At 68.9% G+C, this 18680-nt stretch carries 17 protein-coding genes; 8 read left to right on the top strand and 9 right to left on the bottom strand.

Annotation, left to right across the window (positions count from 1 at the left end; translation table 11 throughout):
• Positions 1-64: 64 nt before the first annotated feature.
• Entirely contained in the window at positions 65-1939 is a 1875-nt protein-coding gene (locus EV649_RS23630; protein ID WP_130385736.1) for a propionyl-CoA synthetase, read from the bottom strand.
• 49 nt (positions 1940-1988) lie between these two features.
• Between EV649_RS23630 and EV649_RS23635 the strand changes: the two genes are divergently transcribed.
• The gene (locus tag EV649_RS23635) at positions 1989-2909 is read left to right on the top strand and encodes a threonine/serine dehydratase (RefSeq protein WP_130385737.1); all 921 of its coding nucleotides are present in this window, start codon (positions 1989-1991) and stop codon (positions 2907-2909) included.
• Here EV649_RS23635 and EV649_RS23640 read toward each other — a convergent pair.
• Complete coding sequence (locus EV649_RS23640; RefSeq protein WP_130385738.1) at positions 2902-3510, bottom strand: rhomboid family intramembrane serine protease; 609 nt, start codon at positions 3508-3510, stop codon at positions 2902-2904. The two genes, EV649_RS23635 and EV649_RS23640, sit on opposite strands and share 8 nt — an antisense overlap.
• Before the next feature lie 110 nt (positions 3511-3620).
• Between EV649_RS23640 and EV649_RS23645 the strand changes: the two genes are divergently transcribed.
• Positions 3621-4820 (top strand): Cmx/CmrA family chloramphenicol efflux MFS transporter, encoded by a 1200-nt coding sequence (locus tag EV649_RS23645; RefSeq protein ID WP_130385739.1) that lies wholly within the window; start codon positions 3621-3623, stop codon positions 4818-4820.
• On the opposite strand, the gene EV649_RS23650 is transcribed toward EV649_RS23645, so the two are convergent.
• A complete protein-coding gene (locus EV649_RS23650) occupies positions 4762-6171 on the bottom strand; it encodes an APC family permease (RefSeq protein WP_130385740.1) in 1410 nt (469 codons plus the stop codon). The genes EV649_RS23645 and EV649_RS23650 overlap by 59 nt on opposite strands.
• Before the next feature lie 40 nt (positions 6172-6211).
• On the opposite strand from EV649_RS23650, the gene EV649_RS23655 reads away from it, so the two are divergent.
• Both EV649_RS23655 and EV649_RS23660 read left to right on the top strand, forming a co-directional pair.
• On the top strand, positions 6212-7165 hold the full coding sequence (locus EV649_RS23655) for a DUF389 domain-containing protein (protein ID WP_130386265.1): 954 nt from the start codon (positions 6212-6214) through the stop codon (positions 7163-7165).
• Positions 7166-7321: 156 nt separating this feature from the next.
• Positions 7322-8269, top strand: a complete 948-nt coding sequence (locus EV649_RS23660; protein ID WP_130385741.1) for a LuxR C-terminal-related transcriptional regulator — start codon at positions 7322-7324, stop codon at positions 8267-8269.
• Here the strand turns inward: EV649_RS23660 and EV649_RS23665 are convergent.
• The 4 genes from EV649_RS23665 to EV649_RS23680 all read right to left on the bottom strand — a co-directional run bounded on the left by EV649_RS23665 (position 8266) and on the right by EV649_RS23680 (position 11685).
• Positions 8266-8907, bottom strand: coding sequence for an HNH endonuclease family protein (locus EV649_RS23665; RefSeq protein WP_130385742.1), 642 nt, complete (start codon positions 8905-8907; stop codon positions 8266-8268). The genes EV649_RS23660 and EV649_RS23665 overlap by 4 nt on opposite strands.
• A gap of 137 nt (positions 8908-9044) precedes the next feature.
• Positions 9045-9857, bottom strand: coding sequence for an MBL fold metallo-hydrolase (locus EV649_RS23670; protein ID WP_130385743.1), 813 nt, complete (start codon positions 9855-9857; stop codon positions 9045-9047).
• 125 nt (positions 9858-9982) lie between these two features.
• Positions 9983-10744: a peroxide stress protein YaaA gene (locus EV649_RS23675; protein ID WP_130385744.1), complete on the bottom strand. Its 762-nt coding sequence runs from the start codon at positions 10742-10744 to the stop codon at positions 9983-9985.
• Complete coding sequence (locus EV649_RS23680) at positions 10741-11685, bottom strand: aldo/keto reductase (protein WP_198682649.1); 945 nt, start codon at positions 11683-11685, stop codon at positions 10741-10743. The genes EV649_RS23675 and EV649_RS23680 overlap by 4 nt, the downstream gene beginning before the upstream one ends.
• Before the next feature lie 34 nt (positions 11686-11719).
• Between EV649_RS23680 and pepN the strand changes: the two genes are divergently transcribed.
• From pepN to EV649_RS23695, 3 genes are all read left to right on the top strand, one after another.
• Positions 11720-14176, top strand: coding sequence for an aminopeptidase N (gene pepN, locus EV649_RS23685; RefSeq protein ID WP_130385745.1), 2457 nt, complete (start codon positions 11720-11722; stop codon positions 14174-14176).
• 188 nt (positions 14177-14364) lie between these two features.
• The gene (gene sepH, locus EV649_RS23690) at positions 14365-15705 is read left to right on the top strand and encodes a septation protein SepH (RefSeq protein WP_130385746.1); all 1341 of its coding nucleotides are present in this window, start codon (positions 14365-14367) and stop codon (positions 15703-15705) included.
• A gap of 403 nt (positions 15706-16108) precedes the next feature.
• Positions 16109-16516: a hypothetical protein gene (locus tag EV649_RS23695; protein WP_130385747.1), complete on the top strand. Its 408-nt coding sequence runs from the start codon at positions 16109-16111 to the stop codon at positions 16514-16516.
• Positions 16517-16807: 291 nt separating this feature from the next.
• Here the strand turns inward: EV649_RS23695 and EV649_RS23700 are convergent, their stop codons facing one another.
• Complete coding sequence (locus EV649_RS23700) at positions 16808-17215, bottom strand: helix-turn-helix domain-containing protein (RefSeq protein ID WP_198682650.1); 408 nt, start codon at positions 17213-17215, stop codon at positions 16808-16810.
• Positions 17216-17271: 56 nt separating this feature from the next.
• On the opposite strand from EV649_RS23700, the gene EV649_RS23705 reads away from it, so the two are divergent.
• Complete coding sequence (locus EV649_RS23705) at positions 17272-18081, top strand: NAD(P)H-binding protein (RefSeq protein ID WP_130385748.1); 810 nt, start codon at positions 17272-17274, stop codon at positions 18079-18081.
• On the opposite strand, the gene EV649_RS23710 is transcribed toward EV649_RS23705, so the two are convergent.
• On the bottom strand, positions 18053-18619 hold the full coding sequence (locus tag EV649_RS23710; RefSeq protein WP_130385749.1) for a TetR/AcrR family transcriptional regulator: 567 nt from the start codon (positions 18617-18619) through the stop codon (positions 18053-18055). The genes EV649_RS23705 and EV649_RS23710 overlap by 29 nt on opposite strands.
• Between the last annotated feature and the right edge of the window lie 61 nt (positions 18620-18680).

Below are 18680 nucleotides of genomic sequence, written 5' to 3' on the forward strand. Positions count from 1 at the left end.
TGAGCCCCACGCTCAGCCGACCGCGCGATCTGTCCCAGTGGAGGTATATGTCCTGTCGAGCTTGCTACCCGCGCAGCACCGGGCGGAGGGCATCTAGTACGGAGGGGTCCTCGATGGTCGACGGGACCGGTTCGTCGCGGCCGTCGGCGATTCCGCGCATCGTGCGGCGCAGGATCTTGCCCGAACGGGTCTTCGGCAGCGCATCGACCACCGACACGTCCCGGAACGCGGCGACCGGCCCGATCTCCCGGCGTACGGCGGCCACCAACTCATCTCGCAGTACGTCGTCAGACACCGTCGCGCCTGCCTTGAGTACGACGAGTGCCCGCGGCAACTGCCCCTTCAGCGCATCGTGCACGCCGATCACCGCACACTCGGCGACCGCCGGGTTGGCCGCGACGACCGCCTCGATCGAGCCCGTCGACAAGCGGTGGCCGGCCACGTTGATGACGTCGTCGGTGCGGCCCATCACGAAGATGTAGCCGTCGTCGTCGATGAACCCACCGTCGCCGGTCAGGTAGTAGCCGTCGTACTCCTTGAGGTAGCTGTCGATGTAGCGCTGGTCGTCGCCCCACAGCGTCGGCAGGGCGCCCGGCGGCAGCGGCAGCTTGATCGCGATCGCGCCCTCCTCGTGCGGCAGCAGTTCCTTGCCGTTCGGGTCGAGGATCTGCACGTTCCAGCCCGCCATCGGCACGGTCGCCGAGCCCGGCTTGGTCGGCAGCGGCTCGAGTCCGCGCGGGTTGGCCGCGATCGGCCAGCCGGTCTCGGTCTGCCACCAGTGGTCGACGACCGGTACGCCGAGATGCTCGTGCGCCCAGTGGTACGTCTCCGGGTCGAGCCGCTCCCCCGCCAGGAACAACGTCCGGAACGTGTCGAGCGGGTACTTCGCCAGCTCGCCCGCCTCGGGATCGACCTTCTTGATCGCGCGGATCGCGGTCGGCGCGGTGAACAACGCCTTCACACCGTGCTCGGAGATCACCCGCCAGAACGCGCCCGCGTCCGGCGTCCCGACCGGTTTGCCTTCGTACAGGACCGTGGTCGCGCCGACCAGGAGCGGCGCGTAGACGATGTACGAGTGGCCGACGACCCAGCCGACGTCGGAGGCGGTCCACCACACGTCACCCGGACCGATGTCGTACACGTTGCGCATCGTCCAGGCGAGTGCGACTGCGTGGCCGCCGTTGTCGCGGACGACGCCCTTCGGACGTCCCGTCGTACCGGAGGTATAGAGGATGTAGAGCGGGTCGGTCGCCGCGACCTGCACCGGGCCTGCCGGCTGGGTCTTCGCGGTCAGGGTGGTCCAGTCGAGATCGCGTTCGCCCAGTTCAGCGGGGGCTTGTTCGCGCTGGAAGACGACAGTGTGCTCGGGCTGGTGCGACGAGATCTTCAGCGCCTCGTCGATGATCGGCTTGTACTCGACGATCCGCGTCGGTTCGATGCCACAAGACGCCGCGACAATCACGCGCGGCCCGGCGTCCTCGATCCGGGCCGCGAGCTCACGGGGCGCGAAGCCGCCGAACACCACCGAATGGATCGCGCCGAGTCGGGCGCAGGCCAGCATCGCGACGACCGCTTCCGGGATCATCGGCATGTAGACGATCACCCGGTCGCCCTTGCCGACGCCTAGCGAGGCCAGCGCACCTGCGAACGCGGCCACCTCGTCCCGCAGTTGCGCGTAGGTGTAGGTCCGCCCGAACCCGGTGACGGGTGAGTCGTAGATCAGCGCCGTCCGGCCGCCGTCACCTGCCTCGACATGCCGGTCGAGCGCGTTGTACGACGTGTTCAGCACGCCGTCGGGGAACCAGTGGAAGATCGGCGCATCGGTCGCGTCGAGCGCCTGGGTCGGTGGCCTGGTCCAGGAGATCGCCTCGGCCGCCTCGAGCCAGAACCCATGCGGGTCGTCCAGGCTCCGCCGGTAGGTCTCCTCGTACGCGCCCATTCCCTGGCCTCCGTCCGTCGGCTTGTCACCATCGTGGCAGGGTTGAGCTATGACGGTAAGCCTGGACGACGTGAAGCAGGCCGCGGAGCGGATCGCTGGGCGGGTACGGCGTACGCCGGTGATCGAGGTGGCGCCGGGGCTCACGTTCAAGCTGGAACTGCTCCAGCACACGGGCTCGTTCAAGCCACGGGGCGCGTTCAACCGGCTGCTCACCGCGAAGGACAGCGGTGAACTGACCGGTCAGGGCATCGTCGCCGCATCCGGCGGCAACCACGGGCTGGCGGCGGCGTACGCGGCCCGCGAACTCGGCGTACCGGCCCGGATCTTCGTCCCCGAGACGACCCCGGCCGCGAAGCTCGGCAAGCTGCGCACCCTCGACGCGGACATCGTGCAGGTCGGATCGGAGTACGCCGAGGCGTACCAGGCGGCGCTCGCGGCCCGGGACGACACGGATGCCCTGCTGGTGCACGCCTACGACCAGCCGGAGGTCGTCGCCGGCCAGGGCACGGTCGGCCTCGAACTGCTCGAACAGGCCGGCATGTTCGACACAGTCCTCGTCGCCGTCGGTGGCGGCGGCCTGATCGCCGGTATCGCGACCGCCATCGGCAACAACGCGCAGGTGGTCAGCGTGGAACCGGCGCTCGCCCCGACCTTGCAGCGGGCACTCGAAGCGGGCGAGCCGACCGACGGAGCCGTCGGCGGAGTGGCCGCCGACTCCCTCGGTGCGCGGCGCATCGGGTCACTGGCCTTCGAGGCCGCCCAGACGTATGGCGTCCGGCCGGTGCTCGTCGACGACGAAGCGATCGTTGCTGCCCGCAATGAGCTGTGGCGGCAGTACCACCTGGCGACCGAGCACGGCGGCGCGACGGCGTACGCAGCGTTGCTCTCGGGCGCCTACCGCCCGGCTGCCGGTGAGCGGGTGGTCGTCGTGGTCTGCGGGGCGAACACCGACCCTGCCACGCTCATTTGACGCGTTGTTGTTTGTCGTCGGCCAGGACCCAGGCCGCGAGCACACCGGCGATACCGCCGAGCAAGTGACCCTGCCAGGAGATCCCGTCCTGCGGCAGCAGCCCGCTGAGCAGGGCACTGCCCCAGACCATCACCACGACGATGCCGAGCAGCACCTGGCCGAGCCGGCGGTTGAACAGGCCGCGGAGGATCAGGTACGACGCGTACCCGAACACCAGCCCGCTGGCGCCGATCGTGATCGTGTTCGGCGGTGAGATCAGCCAGGTCCCGAACCCGCCGATCACCGTCACGATCGCGGTCACCGCGAACAGCCGGGCCGCGCCGCTGACCGCGATCAGCGCACCGAGCGTCACCAGCGGCAGCGTGTTCGAGATCAGGTGACCGAACCCGAGATGCAGGAACGGCGCGGTCAGGATGCCGATCAGGCCGCGGGGCTCGCGGGAGATGATCCCGTACTGGTCTAGCGCGCCGTGCGTCGCGGTGTCGACGACCTCGCTGAGCCACATCAGCCCCACCAGACCGACGAGCAGCTTCAGCCCACTACCGATCCGCGCGGTGTCCACAGCCCGCCCGGTCCGCTTGGCCGGAGTCTGAAAGCTCATACACCAACGATGCCGTATCGGCTCAAATCTCAACCCGTGACAGGCGCGGCGACAGCGGACAGTAATCCCTGAGACACTACGAGTGGCACTCGTCGAGGTGAGGGGGAACGATGCCGATAGCTGTCTATGTCCTGGGGCTGAGTATCTTCGCGCAGGGCACGTCCGAGCTGATGCTCGCCGGACTGCTTCCGGAACTCGCGACCGATCTGCACGTCTCGATCCCCCAGGCCGGACTGCTGATCTCCGCGTTCGCGATCGGCATGCTCGTCGGAGCCCCGGTCCTCGCGGTCGTCACGCTCACCTGGTCCCGCCGTACGGCGCTGCTCCTCTTCCTCGCGATCTTCGCCCTCACCCATGTCGCGGGCGCCCTGACCTCCAGCTACGCCGTACTGCTCGCCACCCGGATCGTCGGCGCCTTCGTGTACGCCGGGTTCTGGTCGATCGCCGCGGCGACCGTGGTTGCCCTCGTACCAGCGAACAGCCGCGCGCGAGCGATGAGCGTCGTCACCGGCGGCCTCACGATCGCGACCATCGTCGGCCTCCCGCTCGGAACCGTCCTGGGCCAGCACCTCGGCTGGCAGTCGGCGTTCTGGACCGTGGCCGGCCTCTGCGTCCTCGCGACGGCCGGCGTCCTCGCGACCCTGCCGGCCGACCGGCCTGACCTCGCGAGCGCACCCCGGCTCGCCGACGAGTTCCGGGTGCTCCGCAACGCGCGGCTCTGGCTCGCGTTCGGCACGACGGCGCTGGTGACCGCGACGATCCTGGTCGTCTTCAGCTACCTCGCCCCGCTGCTGATCCAGACCACAGGGCTGCCGGCTGGAGCCGTTCCCGGCGTACTCGCCCTCTACGGTCTCGGCTCGTTCATCGGGATCACCGTCGGCGGCCGGTTCGCCGACGCGCTCCCGTTCCACACGTTGTTCATCAGCATCACGGGACTGATCGTCCTGTCCGGCGCACTGGCGGTCACAGCGTCCGTCCCCGCGGTAGCGATCGGCGTGATCGCGCTGCTCGGCGGGTTCGGCTTCGCCGCGAACCCGGCCCTCAACGCCCGCGTGTTCAGCCTGGCCGGCAACGCGCCGACGCTCGCGACCGCGACGAACTTCTCCGCGTTCAACGTCGGTATCACGGTCGGGCCGTGGCTCGGCGGCCTGGCGATCGACGCCGGCGCGGGTTACCCCGCGCTCGGCTGGATCGCGGTGGTCATCGGGCTCGCGGCTCTCGGCACCGTCCTGGTCGCGGCATTCCTTCCGGTCAGTTCACCGGACCCTGCGGGTCGAGGTGCGACGGGTCGAAGTCGGCGTGCCGGTTGAACACGTACTTGTTCAGCAGCCAGGTGATGATCCACAGCCCGACCCCGATGAGCATCAGCCAGCCGGCGATCTTGTAGTCCGCCGACGCCCGCCCGGACAACGGGCTCGCCAGGTACACGCACAGGACGACGCCCAGGACCGGCAACGCGGTCGGCGCGTGGAAGTGCTTGTGCTCGACCCGATCCCGCCGCAGGACCAGCACCGCGACGTTCACGATCGCGAACACGCACAGCAGCAGGAACGCCGTCGTACCACCGAGCGCCGCGAGATCGGCGTACCCGATCAGGACGAACGCGAGCAGCGTGGTGAACAGGATCGCGATGTACGGCGTACGGCGCCTGCGCAGCACCCGGCCGAGCGGACCTGGCAGCACCTGCTCGTGCGACATGCCGTACAGCAGGCGGCTGGCCATCAGCATGTTGATCAGCGCCGAGTTCGCCACCGCGAACATCGTGATCCACGCGAACAGCTCGAGCGGGAACCCGGGCGCGCCGGCCTGGACGACCTTGAGCAGCGGCGTCGCGCCCTTGTTCAGCTCGTCCGGCGAGACCAGCGCGACCGCGGAGATCGCGACCAGGACGTAGATGACGCCGGTGAGGCACAGCCCGATCAGCATGATCTTCGGGAAGATCCGCACCGGGTCCTTGGTCTCCTCGGCCATGTTCACCGAGTCCTCGAACCCGACCATCGCGAAGAACGCCAGCGCGGTCGCGGCCGTCACCGCGCTGAACGGCGACTCGCCCTCGGGGACCTTGAAGTCGGTCAGCCGGGAGGTGTCGCCGTCGCCGCCGATCAGCGCCCAGGCGCCGATCCCGATCACGATCAGCAGACCGCTGAGCTCGACACAGGTGAGCACGACGTTCGCCTTCACGCTCTCGCCGACCCCGCGCAGGTTCACCAGCGCGATCAGCGTCATGAAGGCGAGCGAGGTGATCATCAGCAGCGCGCCGCGGTCGGCGTCGATGTGCGCGGCGGAGAAGAAGTTCGCCGCGAACGCCTTCGACGCGCTCGACGCCGAGGTCAGGCCGGAGCACATCACCGCGAACGTGAGCAGGAAGGTGAGGAAGTGGATCCCGAACGCCTTGTGCGTGTAGACCGCGGCGCCACCGGCCTTCGGGTACTTCGTGACGAGCTCGAGGTAACTGGTCGCGGTCAGCAACGCGACCACGAACGCACACAGGAACGGCAGCCAGACCGCGCCGCCGACCTCACCGGCGACCTTGCCGGTGAGCGCGTACACACCGGTCCCGAGGATGTCTCCGACGACGAACAGAAGGAGCAGTCCGGGGCCCATGACCCGCTTCAGCTCAGGACGCTCACCAGCTTGCGCTACTGCGGCGGAATCACTCATGAAGGCTCCCCGGAGTCGGTCTGACAGCATGTGGCCCGTGATGCACCTTCGACTCATCGTCCCATCGGACCGCAGCGAGCGCGTCCTGAACACGCTCGTCGCCGACCCGCGAGTCACCAGCATCGTCCGGCTGCCCGGCGCCGCCCGCCGTCCCGAAGGCGACGTGGTCGAGTGCGACGTGACCCGCGAGGCCACCTCCGACATCCTCACCTGGCTCAAGGCACAGGGCCTGTACGACGAGGGCGCCGTGGCGCTGGCCTCCGTGGACGCGGCGCCGTCGCGGAACGCCCAGGCCGCGGAGAAGGCGGCGCCTGGCGCACCTGACGACGCGGTCATCTGGGACGCGGTCGTGGACCAGGCGTACAACGAGGCCGGCGGGTCCTGGGTGTACTACGCGTTCCTCACGCTGGCGACCATGATCGCCTCGGTTGCTGTGATCACCGACTCCGCGATCCTCGTCGTCGGCGCCATGGTGGTCGGTCCGGAGTTCGGCGTCGTCGCTGCTCTGGCCGTCGGCATTTTCCTGCGCAAGGGCGGTCTGACCCGGAGGTCGTTGTCGCTGCTCGTAAAGGGGTTCGTGCTCGCCATCGCGCTGACAGCACTGACGGCGTTGCTGGCGCGCGTGGTCGGCTGGGTCGACGTCAGTGACGTCACGGCGGCGCGGCCGCTGACGGGCTTCATCTGGCGACCTGACAAGTGGTCCGCGGTCGTCGCCGTACTCGCGGGATGCGCCGGTGTCCTGTCGCAGACGGCCGGCCGCGGCAATGCGCTGGTCGGCGTATTCATCTCGGTCACGACGGTTCCGGCCGCGGGCGACCTTGCGCTGTCCGTCGCCCTCTGGGCACCGCACCACATCGGCGGGGCCGCGGCCCAGCTCGGCATCAACCTCGCCGGGATGACCGCCGCCGGCGTCGTCACCCTGCTGCTGCAGCGACTGATCTGGCGCAGCTACCTGAAGGTGAAGCGAAGGACGGGCGCGCGCGTTGAGGCTTGACCAGACGTCCCCTGTCCGATCCGCGCGCGCCCGGCACCGTCAGACATACCCCACCTGAGGGGTCCCCGCACCTGCGAGTGGGTTGACGTATCCCGGACATGGCGCGAAGTAGCCAAACCGGTCGAGTCCGTCCACGGGACGAGATAGCCTGATCGGATGCTGGAGTCGGTGGGGGTGGAGCCGTCCGATGAGGAGGCCTACCGCGCGTTGCTGTCGGCGCCGGGTTGCGGTGTCCTCGAACTCGCCGACAGCCTCGGCCGTGACGAGCAGGAGGTCGTCGCGACGATCGGCCGGCTCGAGAAGCTCGGTCTGCTGACCAGCACCTCCGACGACCCGGTCCGCCTGCTCCCGACCCGCCCGGACGTCGCGGTCGACGCGTTGGTCGCCGTACGCCGGGCCGAGCTCGATCGTGTGCGCGCCGAGGCCCGGGTGCTGCTGTCCGAGCTGAGCACGCAGGAGCAGTACCGGCCGGAGAATCTGGTCGAGGTGATCGTCGGTCAGGAGGCGATCGCCGCCCGGTTCGCGCAGCTGCTCAACGGGACCGATCACCAGCTGCTCGTCCTCGACCGGCCGCCGTACGCCGCGCAGGCCGCCGAGTCGGACAGCACCGTTCGCGGGCTGCTCGGCGACGGGGTCGTCGTCCACGGCATCTACTCCCCCGACTCGCTCGACATCCCCGGCGGCGTCGACGAGGCGTACAGCGCGGCCGACGCCGGCGAGACGTCGCGGGTGCATCCGCAGGTGCCGATGAAGCTGGCCGTGTTCGACGGCAAGATCGCGCTCCTGCCGCTGTCGGTCGACCAGTTGGTCGACAGCGCGCTCGTCGTACATCCGTGTGCATTGCTGGACGCGTTGATCGAGATGTTCTGGCTGCTCTGGGACCAGGCGGTGCCCGTGGTCCCGGCCGCCAAGGCCGACCCGACGGACGCGCGGCTGATGACACTGCTCGCAGCCGGGTTCAAGGACGACGCGATCGCCCGGCAGCTCGCACTGAGCAGTCGGACCGTCGGGCGCCGCGTGGCCGAGCTGATGGAGACGCTGGGTGCGCGGACCCGGTTCCAGGCCGGCATCCACGCCCAGCGCCGCCACCTACTCGAGGACTAGCAGGTGCCCAGCATCTGCGTGAGTGCCGTCTTCTCCGCAGACTGCAGCGACAACTTGTAGGTGTACTTCACCCAGATCCACTCGCGCGCGTAGATGCAGTGCACCGAGGTGTTCGGCGGCTTCCACTCCGACGGGTCCTTGTCACCCTTCGAGCGGTTGCTCGACGCCGTCACCGCGATCAGCTGCGAGATGGTCAGGTTGTTCGCGAACTCTTGACGCTTGGCCGTGGTCCACGCGCTGGCGCCCGACTTCCATGCCTCGGACAACGGCACGATGTGGTCGATGTCGACGTCCGAGGAGTCCTCCACCCAGGTCGAGTCGTACACGCTGTACCAGCGGCCGGCGGTCGGCTGGCAACTGCTGTCCACGGTCACACCTGAGCCGTCGCGCTTCAGCACCTCTTCGCGGGTGTCGCACGTCCCGGACTGGTTGATCCAGTGCGGGAACTTGTCCCGGCTGTAGCCGTCGCTCGAACCCTCCGTCTTCACGGTCAAGGTCGCCAGCTGGGTCGCGGCGGTGCTCGCCGACGGCGGGGTCGGCGGGTACGCCAGCGCCGGTCCGGCACTCAGCGTCCACGCGGTCGCAGCCGCGACCACGGTTGTCAGCACAGCTGTCGTACGTTTCGTGGTACGGGGCATCGGTCAGGCCTCCGAGGGTTAGGGCGGATCCCCCCTGACGTTGCTGCCCTTCAGCCTTCCCCGATCACGCGCTGTAGGAAACCACTCACCAGTAACAGTCCAGTGAACGTCAGTCGTGTTCGACAAGCGGCGCCTGCTCAGGGTGCGGCGGACGCCGGCTCGAAGCCGGCGAGCATCTCCTCCAAGGCGTGCTGGTCCGGTCCGACGAACGCATCGGCCTGCGGTGCCGTTTCGAGCAGATCCAGGAAGTTCGTGGTGTGCCCCGGAGCCGGCGGCAGGTGGCTGCTGAGAATGACGTCCGGGTTCATCTCCCGCAACGGCTGGACAGTACGCCGGAACGCTTCCTGGTCGACGTTGTGCACCCACGGGCTGTCGAGCGTGGCCCACAGCAACTGACCGCCGCGCAGCGCGTCCCGCGGGGCATCGCTGACATCGCCGCAGTCGGCGAGCTCCGAGGTCGGCATCGGCGCTCCGAAGCAATCGGAGCTGAAGCAGGCCCGCGACCGGTCGTCGTAGAAGCCCACGGTCGCCGGGCTGTCGTACAGCGGCGGCCGGAAGGCGGTGACGGTGCGGTCGCCCAGCGAGAGCGACTGGCCGGGGTTCAGCAGGTACAGCCGGTCCATGGGCAGCGGCCGCTCGGTCGACATGATGCCGGCGCCGACGAACGTCGTGATCAGGCGTGCCTGCGGTGCCGCTTCCAGCAGGTCGAACAACGAGCCGGTGTGATCGCGGTCCGGATGGGTCAGCCAGATCCACCGCACATCGGCCGGATCGACCACCGAGCCGAGCGCGTCCATGAAGCCGCGGCCGGGCAGACTCAACCCGGTGTCGACCACCAGCGGTTCGGCCGCGAGCAGTACGAACGCGTTGACGGGCAGGAAGCCGATGCCCGGTACCGGCAGTTGATCACTGAGCACGCTGATGTCAGCGCCGACACGATTGATCCGCATGGTTCCCCCTGTGGAGTGCCGCCGTCACCCACGGCGAGCGGCCCCGGAGCTTGTTCTCTTCGGAGCGTCCGCCGCGATCCGGATCGTGTCAAGCGCGGGAGCGTAAGAGATGCCGAAGGCAAAGATCAGTCGTGTTCCACCACGGTCAGCGTCCAGCCGGACGCCCCGCGGTCGAGTTCGGCGTTCCAGCGGTCGCTGATCAGTTTGTGAAGTGATTTGGGCGTTCCCGGGTCCTTGCCGGACTCAAGCAGGTGCCGGGCGACCAGCCCGCGGGTGTGCTTCGCGTTGTGCGAGACGACCGACCGCACACCGTTGCGTTCCCGGACCACGTTCACCGACACCCACTTGTCCGCCTGGTCGCCGGACGGTCGCCACGCGGCGACGTACGTCGACGACCGGCAGTCAACGATCACACCGTCGACACCTGCCAGCGCGGTGTTCAGCGGATCGCGCCAGACCGACGCGAGCGGTCCGTGGCCCGGCAGCGTCGTACCCATTGACAGCCGGTACGGCGGAACGCGGTCGGCGGGTCGGAGCGCGCCCCAGGCCGCCGAGATGACGAGCAGACGATTCGCGGCGCGGCGCTTCGAGCCTGCGGAGAGCGTGGAGTAACCGAGGGCGTCGTACAGGACACCTGAGTACAGCTCGGAGACCGGCACGGACGGTTCGGAGCGCCACCGGGTGTTCCGCTCGACCTCGTCACGCAGCGAGGCGCCGACTTCGAGTACGTCGTGCGCGTCGGCGGACGCGGAGACCTTCGCCAGCGTCTCGAGCACCTGCTCGCGGACCGGGTTCAGCTCCGGGAACGACAGCGTGCCGAAATCAACGGCACGACCACGCGACCGCCCGGTCTTGCCTTCGGACGGCGGCAGAAGAATAAGGGTCACGTCAGTTCGTCCAACGCGGCCAGGTCGGCTGGTGTCGGGTCCCATCGACCGGCTGCGACGTTCTGCGTGATCTGCTCGGGGGTGGTGGCGCCGGCGATCACCGAGGCGACCGCGGGCTGCGCGGCGAGGCCGCCGATCGCGATGTCGATCATCGTGAGGTTGCGCTCGGCCGCGAACGTGTCGAGCGCCTCGATCTTGTCGAAGTCCGCGCGCGCCAAGCGCTCGGGCTGCGTCGCGAGCCGGGAGCCGTCGGGCGCCGCCGTACCGCGCTGGTACTTGCCGGAGAGCAGACCGGAGGCGAGCGGGAAGAACGGCAGGATGCCGAGGCCGAGGTGCTCACAGGCCGGGGCCAGCTCGTCCTCGACGTCGCGCTCGAGCAGCGAGTACTGGTTCTGCGCGCTGATGAAGTGCTCCAGGCCGTTCGACCGGGCGGTCCAGTCGGCGTCGACCACCTGCCAGGCCGCGAACTGCGAGCTGCCGATGTACCTGACCTTGCCCTCAGCAACCAACTCGGACAACGCCGCCAAAGTCTCCTCGATCGGCGTCACCGGGTCCGGGAAGTGCAGCTGGTAGAGATCGATCCAGTCGGTGCCGAGCCGCTGAAGGCTCGACTCGACCGCCTTGCGGATGTACCGGCGGGAGCCGCGGACGCCCCAGTCGGGCCCGTTCACACCACCCAGGTCACCGCCGAACTTGGTCGCGATCACGACCTCGTCGCGGCGCGCACCGAGCGCCTTGCCGAGCAGTTCCTCGCTGAACCCGTGCTCGCCGCGGTAGATGTCCGCGGTGTCGAACAACGTGATCCCCGCGTCGACCGCGGCGTTCACCACCGCGTCCGTCCGGCCCGCATCGAGCCGCCGCCCGAAGTTGTTGCACCCCAGCCCAACAACGCTCACCGTAAGACCCGAGTCACCAAGCTGCCGGTACTCCATATCCGCCATGTGCTCAGCCTAGTCTCGGCATACAGTGGCCCTCATGCCGAGTCTCACCGTCGACGGGGCCCGCACTCGGGCCGCCGCGCTTTCCGTCCAGTCGTACGACGTCGACCTCGACCTCACCCAGGGCGAGCGGACGTTCGGGTCCACCACCACGATCAGGTTCACCGCCACGGATCCCTCGAGTTGGCTGGACGTGAAACCCGACGAGCTGATCTCCGTGACGCTCAACGGTACGGCGGTCGACGTCGCTGGACTGAACGACGGACGGCTCGAGCTGACCGGCCTGCAGCCGGAGAACGAACTCGTCGTGGTCGCCTCGATGCTGTACTCGCACGACGGCGAAGGACTGCACCGCGCGGTCGACGCCGCCGACGGTCTCGCCTACACGTACGCGATGTCCTTCCTCGACGCCGGCCCGCGGATCTTCGCGTGCTTCGACCAGCCCGACCTCAAGGCGCCGTACCGCTTCAGAGTGACGGCCCCGGAAGCGTGGCTGGTGCTCGGCAACGGCGCTGCGACGCAGGTCTCCCCCGGCCGCTGGGAGCTGGCCGAGACCAAGCCGCTGTCGACGTACTTCGTCACCGTCGTCGCCGGGCCGTACCACCAGATCACCGACTCGCACGACGGCATCGCGCTGAGCGTCGTCTCGCGGCAGTCGCTGAAGGACGCGCTCGACCGTGAGGCCGCGGACATCTTCGAGGTCACCAAGCAGTCCTTCGACGCGTACCACCGGATGTTCGGGTACCGGTACCCGTTCGGCGACTACCACCAGGCGTTCGTGCCGGAGTTCAACGCCGGCGCGATGGAGAACCCGGGCTGCGTGACGTTCCGCGACCAGATGGTGTTCCGCTCGGCCGTCACCGACGGCGAGCGCAGCCAGCGGGCCCGGACCATCGTGCACGAGATGGCGCACCAGTGGTTCGGCGACACCGTGACGATGAAGTGGTGGAACGACCTCTGGCTGAACGAGTCGTTCGCCGAGTACATGGCGCACCGGGTGTCGACCGAGGCGACCCGGTACACCGACAACTGGATCGACTTCGCGTACATGCGCAAGTGGTGGGGCCTGCAGGCCGACCAGCGGTCCTCGACCCACCCGGTCGCCGCCGACGCGGTCAAGGACGCGCTCGCGTCGCTCGACGACTTCGACGGGATCTCGTACGCGAAGGGCGCCGCAGTCCTCAAGCAGCTCGCGGCGTACCTCGGTGACGACGTCTTCCTGGCCGGCGTCAACGCGCACATCGCTGCCAACGAGTTCGGTAACGCGACGTTCGCCGATCTGGTCGCGAAGTGGACCGAAGCCGGCGCGGTCGGTCTGGAGGACTGGGCGCAGGCCTGGCTGCGGACGCCGGGCCTCGACACGATCAGCGTGTCCCGGACCGCCACCGGCATCAAGCTGCACCGCAAGGCGCCCGAGGCCTACCCGGCGACACGGCCGCACAAGCTGACCGTCGGCGGGTACGACGCCGAGGGCCGCCGTACGACGGTCGACGTGCTGATCGACTCCGACGAGGTGGACGTCGACCTGGACCCGTCGCTCGCGGTCGTGATCCCGGACGTCGGTGACGACAGCTGGGCGAAGATCCGGCTCGACTCCGTGAGCCTGGAGAACCTCGCGGCGCTGCTGCCGAAGATCACCGACGGCGTCACCCGCGCCGTCATTCTGAACAGCGTGCGCGACGCGGTCGCCGACGCGGAGCTGGACCCGAAGGTCGGGTTCGACGTCGTCCTCGGGATGCTGCCGACCGAGACCAGCGACATCGCGGTCGGGACGCTCCTCAACTGGTCGAGCACCCACCTGCTCGGTGTCTACCTGCCGTACGAGCCCTACCGCGGGCAGCTGGCCGAGGTACTGCGTTCGCGTCTGGAGACCGTCGAGGTCGGAAGCAGCGTGCAGCTGTCGGTGGCCCGCGGGTTCGCGAGGTTCACCGACGACGTCGACCGGCTGAAGGGCTGGCTTGCGGGCACCGGCGTACCTGATGGCGTCACGATGGACGCCGACCTGCGCTGGATCGTGACGCTGCAGCTCGCCCGGCTCGGTGCGATCGGCGAGGCCGAGATCGACGCCGAGCTCGAGCGGGACTCCTCGTCCGAGGGCATCGTCCACGCCACCCGGTGCCGGGCCGCGTTGCCGACGGCTGCCGCGAAGGAGCGGGCGTGGACGCAGATCACCACCGACGCCGACATCGCGAACTACGAGCTCTACGCCGCGTGCGAAGGGTTCTGGCACCCGACACAGGCCGAGCTCACCGCGTCGTACGTCGACCGGTTCTTCGCGGAGTTCCCCGGCACCGAGAAGCTCCGGTCCGGCTGGGTCGTGGGGACCAGCGCGCAAGGTGCGTTCCCCCGGTACGCGATCGAGCAGCGGGTGGTCGACCGGGCCGCCGACCTGATCGCCGACGAGTCCGTGGCCGCCGCGATCCGGCGGGCCGTCGGCGACCGGGCGGACGACCTGAAGCGTGCACTTGCGGTGCGATCCGTCTTTGCTGACTGACGAGTGGTTAGCAGTCACACCGTGTTGTGACTAATGTGACTGGTGTGATCAGGAGGACCCTGGTGACCAGGCAAGATGTGGATTCGTGACGTAACCTCCACAATGACCGCGCGGCACGGCGCGCCGGTCTTGGTCAGGCAGTACGTCCCGGGAGAGACTGTCGAGAACCGCACAGGAGAACAAGGTCAATGCGCGAGGCGAGGCTCGTCGGTCTGAGCCAGGATGGGAAACAGCTCATCCTGGCGATGGCAGAGACGGGTGAGGAGTTCGCCGTACCGGTCGACGACCGGTTGCGTGCGGCCCTCCGCGGCGACCGTGCCCGACTCGGCCAGCTGGAGATTCAAATGGAGAGCGCGCTGCGCCCACGAGACATCCAGGCTCGTATCCGCGCCGGCGAAAGTCCCGAGGCGGTCGCTGCCATCGCCCAGATGCCGATGGAACGCGTGATGGCGTTCGCCGGCCCCGTTCTGGCCGAGCGGGACCACATCGCCAGCCTCGCGCAGCGTGCCTCGGTCCGTCGTCGTGGCGGCGGTGATGCGCCCACGCGGAACCTCGGTGCGTGGGTCACCGACCGGCTGCGGACGCGGCAGGTCGACCCGGCCTCGGCCGAGTGGGACGCGTGGCGGCGCGAGGACGGCCGCTGGGCGGTCCGGGTGTCGTACTTCGTCGAGTCCGAGAACGAGGCGGAGCAGAAGGACGAGAAGATCGCGATGTTCGCGTACGACGCCCCCGGGCGGTACGCGGTGCCCGACGACGACGAGGCGCGGTGGCTTGTCGGCGAGCAGGCTCAGGTAACGACGACGACGCCGGTGCAGCCGCAGCCTGGTGAGCGGCGGCTGGCCGCGGTCGCGGACATCGACCCGCTGATCGCCCCCGACCACGGCGCGGACAGCTACGAAGCAGGCTTCGAAGACACCGTCGGCCTCCGCCGCCGAAACCACCCGGTTTCCGGCGACGGCCGAGAATTCGGCCTGGAATCCCGCGAAGGCGTTCGCGACAGCGGCCGTGACGCTCGGGACGGCGGACGGGACGCTCGCGAGCGTGAGGTTGCGCGGGAGAGTTCGCGTGAGGCCGATCGGGGTCCGCGGCGGGTGCACTCGGTGCCGAACCCGGACGAGGAGCCGACGCTGATCGACGTACCGGTCGACCAGCCCCCGGCCCCGCGCCCCGCGGTCCGCGCCGTCGAACGCCCCGCCGACCCACCCGCCTTCGCCTCCCCCGCCACCCCGGACGACCGCCCCGAGGCCGCCCGCCCGGAGCGCCAAGAACCAGCACCGCGTCCAGCAGCCCGTACGTCGGAGGCCCGCCGCCCGGACCCTGTCCGCGAGCCGGCATCCCCCGAGCCGCCGACCACTCCCGAGCAGACCCCAGCAGCCAGCGCGCAGCCGGACCTGCCCGACAGCACCGAGACCACTCAGCCCGCAACCGACGACGCCGGCGCCGAGCCCAAGAAGAAGCCCGCCCGCCGAGGCAAGCGCGCCAGCGTCCCCAGCTGGGACGAAATCATGTTCGGCAAGAAAGCAGACTGAACCCGCGGTCCCGTGGTTTCACGGACCGTGCCCACCGACCTCGAACTGTCTGCACTGGCGGCTGCGAAACTCGCCGTACGACGAGATCCGGCCGCTGCCGGAGGCGACCCGATGGTTCCGTCAGTACATCGAGGCGGGCTACGTGGCTCATCAGCTGGCGGCAGCGCATCTCGGCGAGCTGAGCCGAGCAACGGATGGCCGAACTGCTGGCTGGTTGACACATCACGGACAGGCGTCCCAGATCGCGGACGGTGTTTGGTGGTGGACCCTGGGTGCTGTCATGATCGTCGGCATGCAGATGCTGTGTTGTTGCTGTTGTCGCTGACGCGCGCCGACTCTCCGGCGCACGAGGCCCTGACCTTTCCGTGGCCCGCCCGCCGACACAGCACTCACAGGAATTCGCATGAATCTCCCGGCTCTCGCCGATCTGCTCGCATCCCGTGGTCTCCGGCTCCTCCCCGGTTCGTACGCCGTACCGGTCGAGCTGCTCGTCCAGCTGCCTGACGCCACGATCGTCCAGTTCACGGCCCGCGGCACGACGCTGCGGCTGCGCAGCTACTCCCCCGACGCGCTCACCGCGATCACGATCCCCGCCGAGTGCGGCTGCGGCGACCACCACCCCCAGACCGGCCCGTCCCGCGTGACGCTCAGCCGGTACGCCGTACCGCTCGACGAACGCACCATCGACGGCGAACTCGAGTACGGCTGGCGCCACCACGAAGCCGGCCTCCTCCACCTCGCCGACGCCACCACCCACTTCCTCACCCTCCTGGACACCCTCCGCACCCGAGACCTAGTCGGCGTCGCCTGACCACACGAACGGATATCCCCTGCCGTTGTGGGTTCTCCCCTCGTGTACCAGTAGAGAACCCACAACGGTAGGGGATAACCCGTTGTCTGCTCGACGGATGGCAGCCGACCCGCGGGGCCACGGCAGGACCGACGGCGGGAAGTGGGGAGTGGGGAGAGGCACCGGTGGCTGGGGACATGCAATAGCAGGTCCCGACCCACGACTACCTGTCGCACGACCCCGCATCGGGCTGATCACCACCCACACATCGGACAGGAGAGCCGGCTGTCCCCTCGAGTGCGAACGGGCTTGTCAGGGGCGGCGGTGGGCGGGTTCGTGGGTGTCGAAGGACTCGCGGGCTGCCTCGACCTTGGCGAGGTTGGGGGACCATTCGGCGAGCGAATGGAACAGCGGGGCGAGGCTGCGGCCGAGGGGGCTGATCGCGTACTCGACGCGCGGCGGGACCTCGGCGTGGTAGGTGCGGGTGACCAACCCGTCGCGTTCCAGTTGGCGCAAGCGCTGCGTCAGGACCTTCGGCGTGATCGCCCCGATCCGGCGCTGCAGCTCGACGAACCGCTGCTGCCCGTACTCGTTCAGCGTCCACAAGATCGGAGTCGTCCACCGGCTGAAGACCAGGTCGACGACCGGCGCGATCGGGCAGGCCTGCACTGGATCAACCGCGGGATCGACCGCTGCATCAGCTGCTGTGCTCTCGCTCACAAATCCAATACTATCCTCTAGGTACCTACTATCCCGCGGCCAGTAGCGTCATCACCATGATCGTGATCACCGGAGCAACCGGCAACGTAGGCCGCCCCCTCGTCCAGACCCTGACCGCCGCCGGCGAGGACGTCGTCCCCGTCTCGCGCCATATCGAAAACCATGGCGAAGGCCACCAGGCCGACCTGACCAATCCCGCAACACTCACGCCCGTCCTCGACGGCGCAAAAGCCGTCTTCCTCCTCACCTCAGCGGACTTCCTTGCCAACGGCAACCTCCAGGACGTCGTCGACGTGATCCGCAACGCCGGCGTACCTCGCGTGGTCCTGCTGTCGTCCCAAGGCGTCGGCACCAGGCGCCACCCCTCGATCCACGAAGACGCCGTGACCGCCTCCGGACTGGACTGGACGATCCTGCGCCCAGGCAACTTCGACAGCAACGCCTTCGCGTGGGCCGACTCGATCCGCACCCAGCGGACAATAGCCGCTCCGTTCGCCGACGTCGCCCTCCCCACCGTCGACCCGCAGGACATCGCCGAGGTCGCCGCGGCCGCCCTCCGCGACCCGGCCCACGCGAACGCCGTCTACACCTTGACCGGCCCCACCGCGATCTCGCCCCGCCAGCAGGCCGACGTGATCCAGACCGCGATCGGCGAGCCGATCCACTTCGCGGAACTCACCCGCGACCAGGCTCGCACCGGCATGCTCAACTTCATGCCGGAGCCTGTCGTCGACGCCACTCTCGACGTTCTCGGTACGCCGTCAGTGGCCGAGCAGCAGGTCAGTCCCGACGTCGAGAATGTGCTCGGCCGCGCGCCGCGCACGTTCGCCGACTGGGTCAGCCGGAACGTCGAGGCGTTCCGCTGACCAACGGCAGGAACACGTCGTCGACCAATGAGGTGAGGATCGACGAGGGCACCGGTTCGTGGGTGAAGAAGATTTCGTGCCGGAGGAGATTCGTGGGCGCGGTGAGGACCTGGGCGGGAACGTCGGCCGTCGGGATCTCACCGCGCGCCGCGGCCCGCTCCACGACGGTCCTCATCACTCCGGTCATCCGGCGGTACACCTCAGGATCCAGATCCGGAGCCTCGGCCATCAGCCCGTGGATGGTGTCCGGGCCGAGAGTGGTGAACCGATCGGCCATGCGTTGCAGGACGCCTAGTACGTCGTCGCGCAGCGTTCCGGTGTCCGGGACGTTGTCGACGATCGAGCCGGTGTGATGGCGCATCGCCGCGACCACCAGCTCCGCCCGGTTCCGCCACCGCCGGTACAGCACCTGTTTGCCGGTGTGCGCCCGCGCCGCGACCGACTCCATCGTCAGCTGCGCGTAGCCGACTTCCATCAACTCGTCCCAGGCGGCATCGAGCAACACGGTCTCGAGCTCCGCACCTCGTCGACGCTCCACGCACCCTCCAAAAAGAGACCTTGCGTCTCTTAACGATTCGAGCCTACTCTGAAGTCCGTAA

This window comes from Kribbella sp. VKM Ac-2569 (assembly GCF_004216905.1).
In the GTDB taxonomy this organism is placed as follows: domain Bacteria; phylum Actinomycetota; class Actinomycetes; order Propionibacteriales; family Kribbellaceae; genus Kribbella.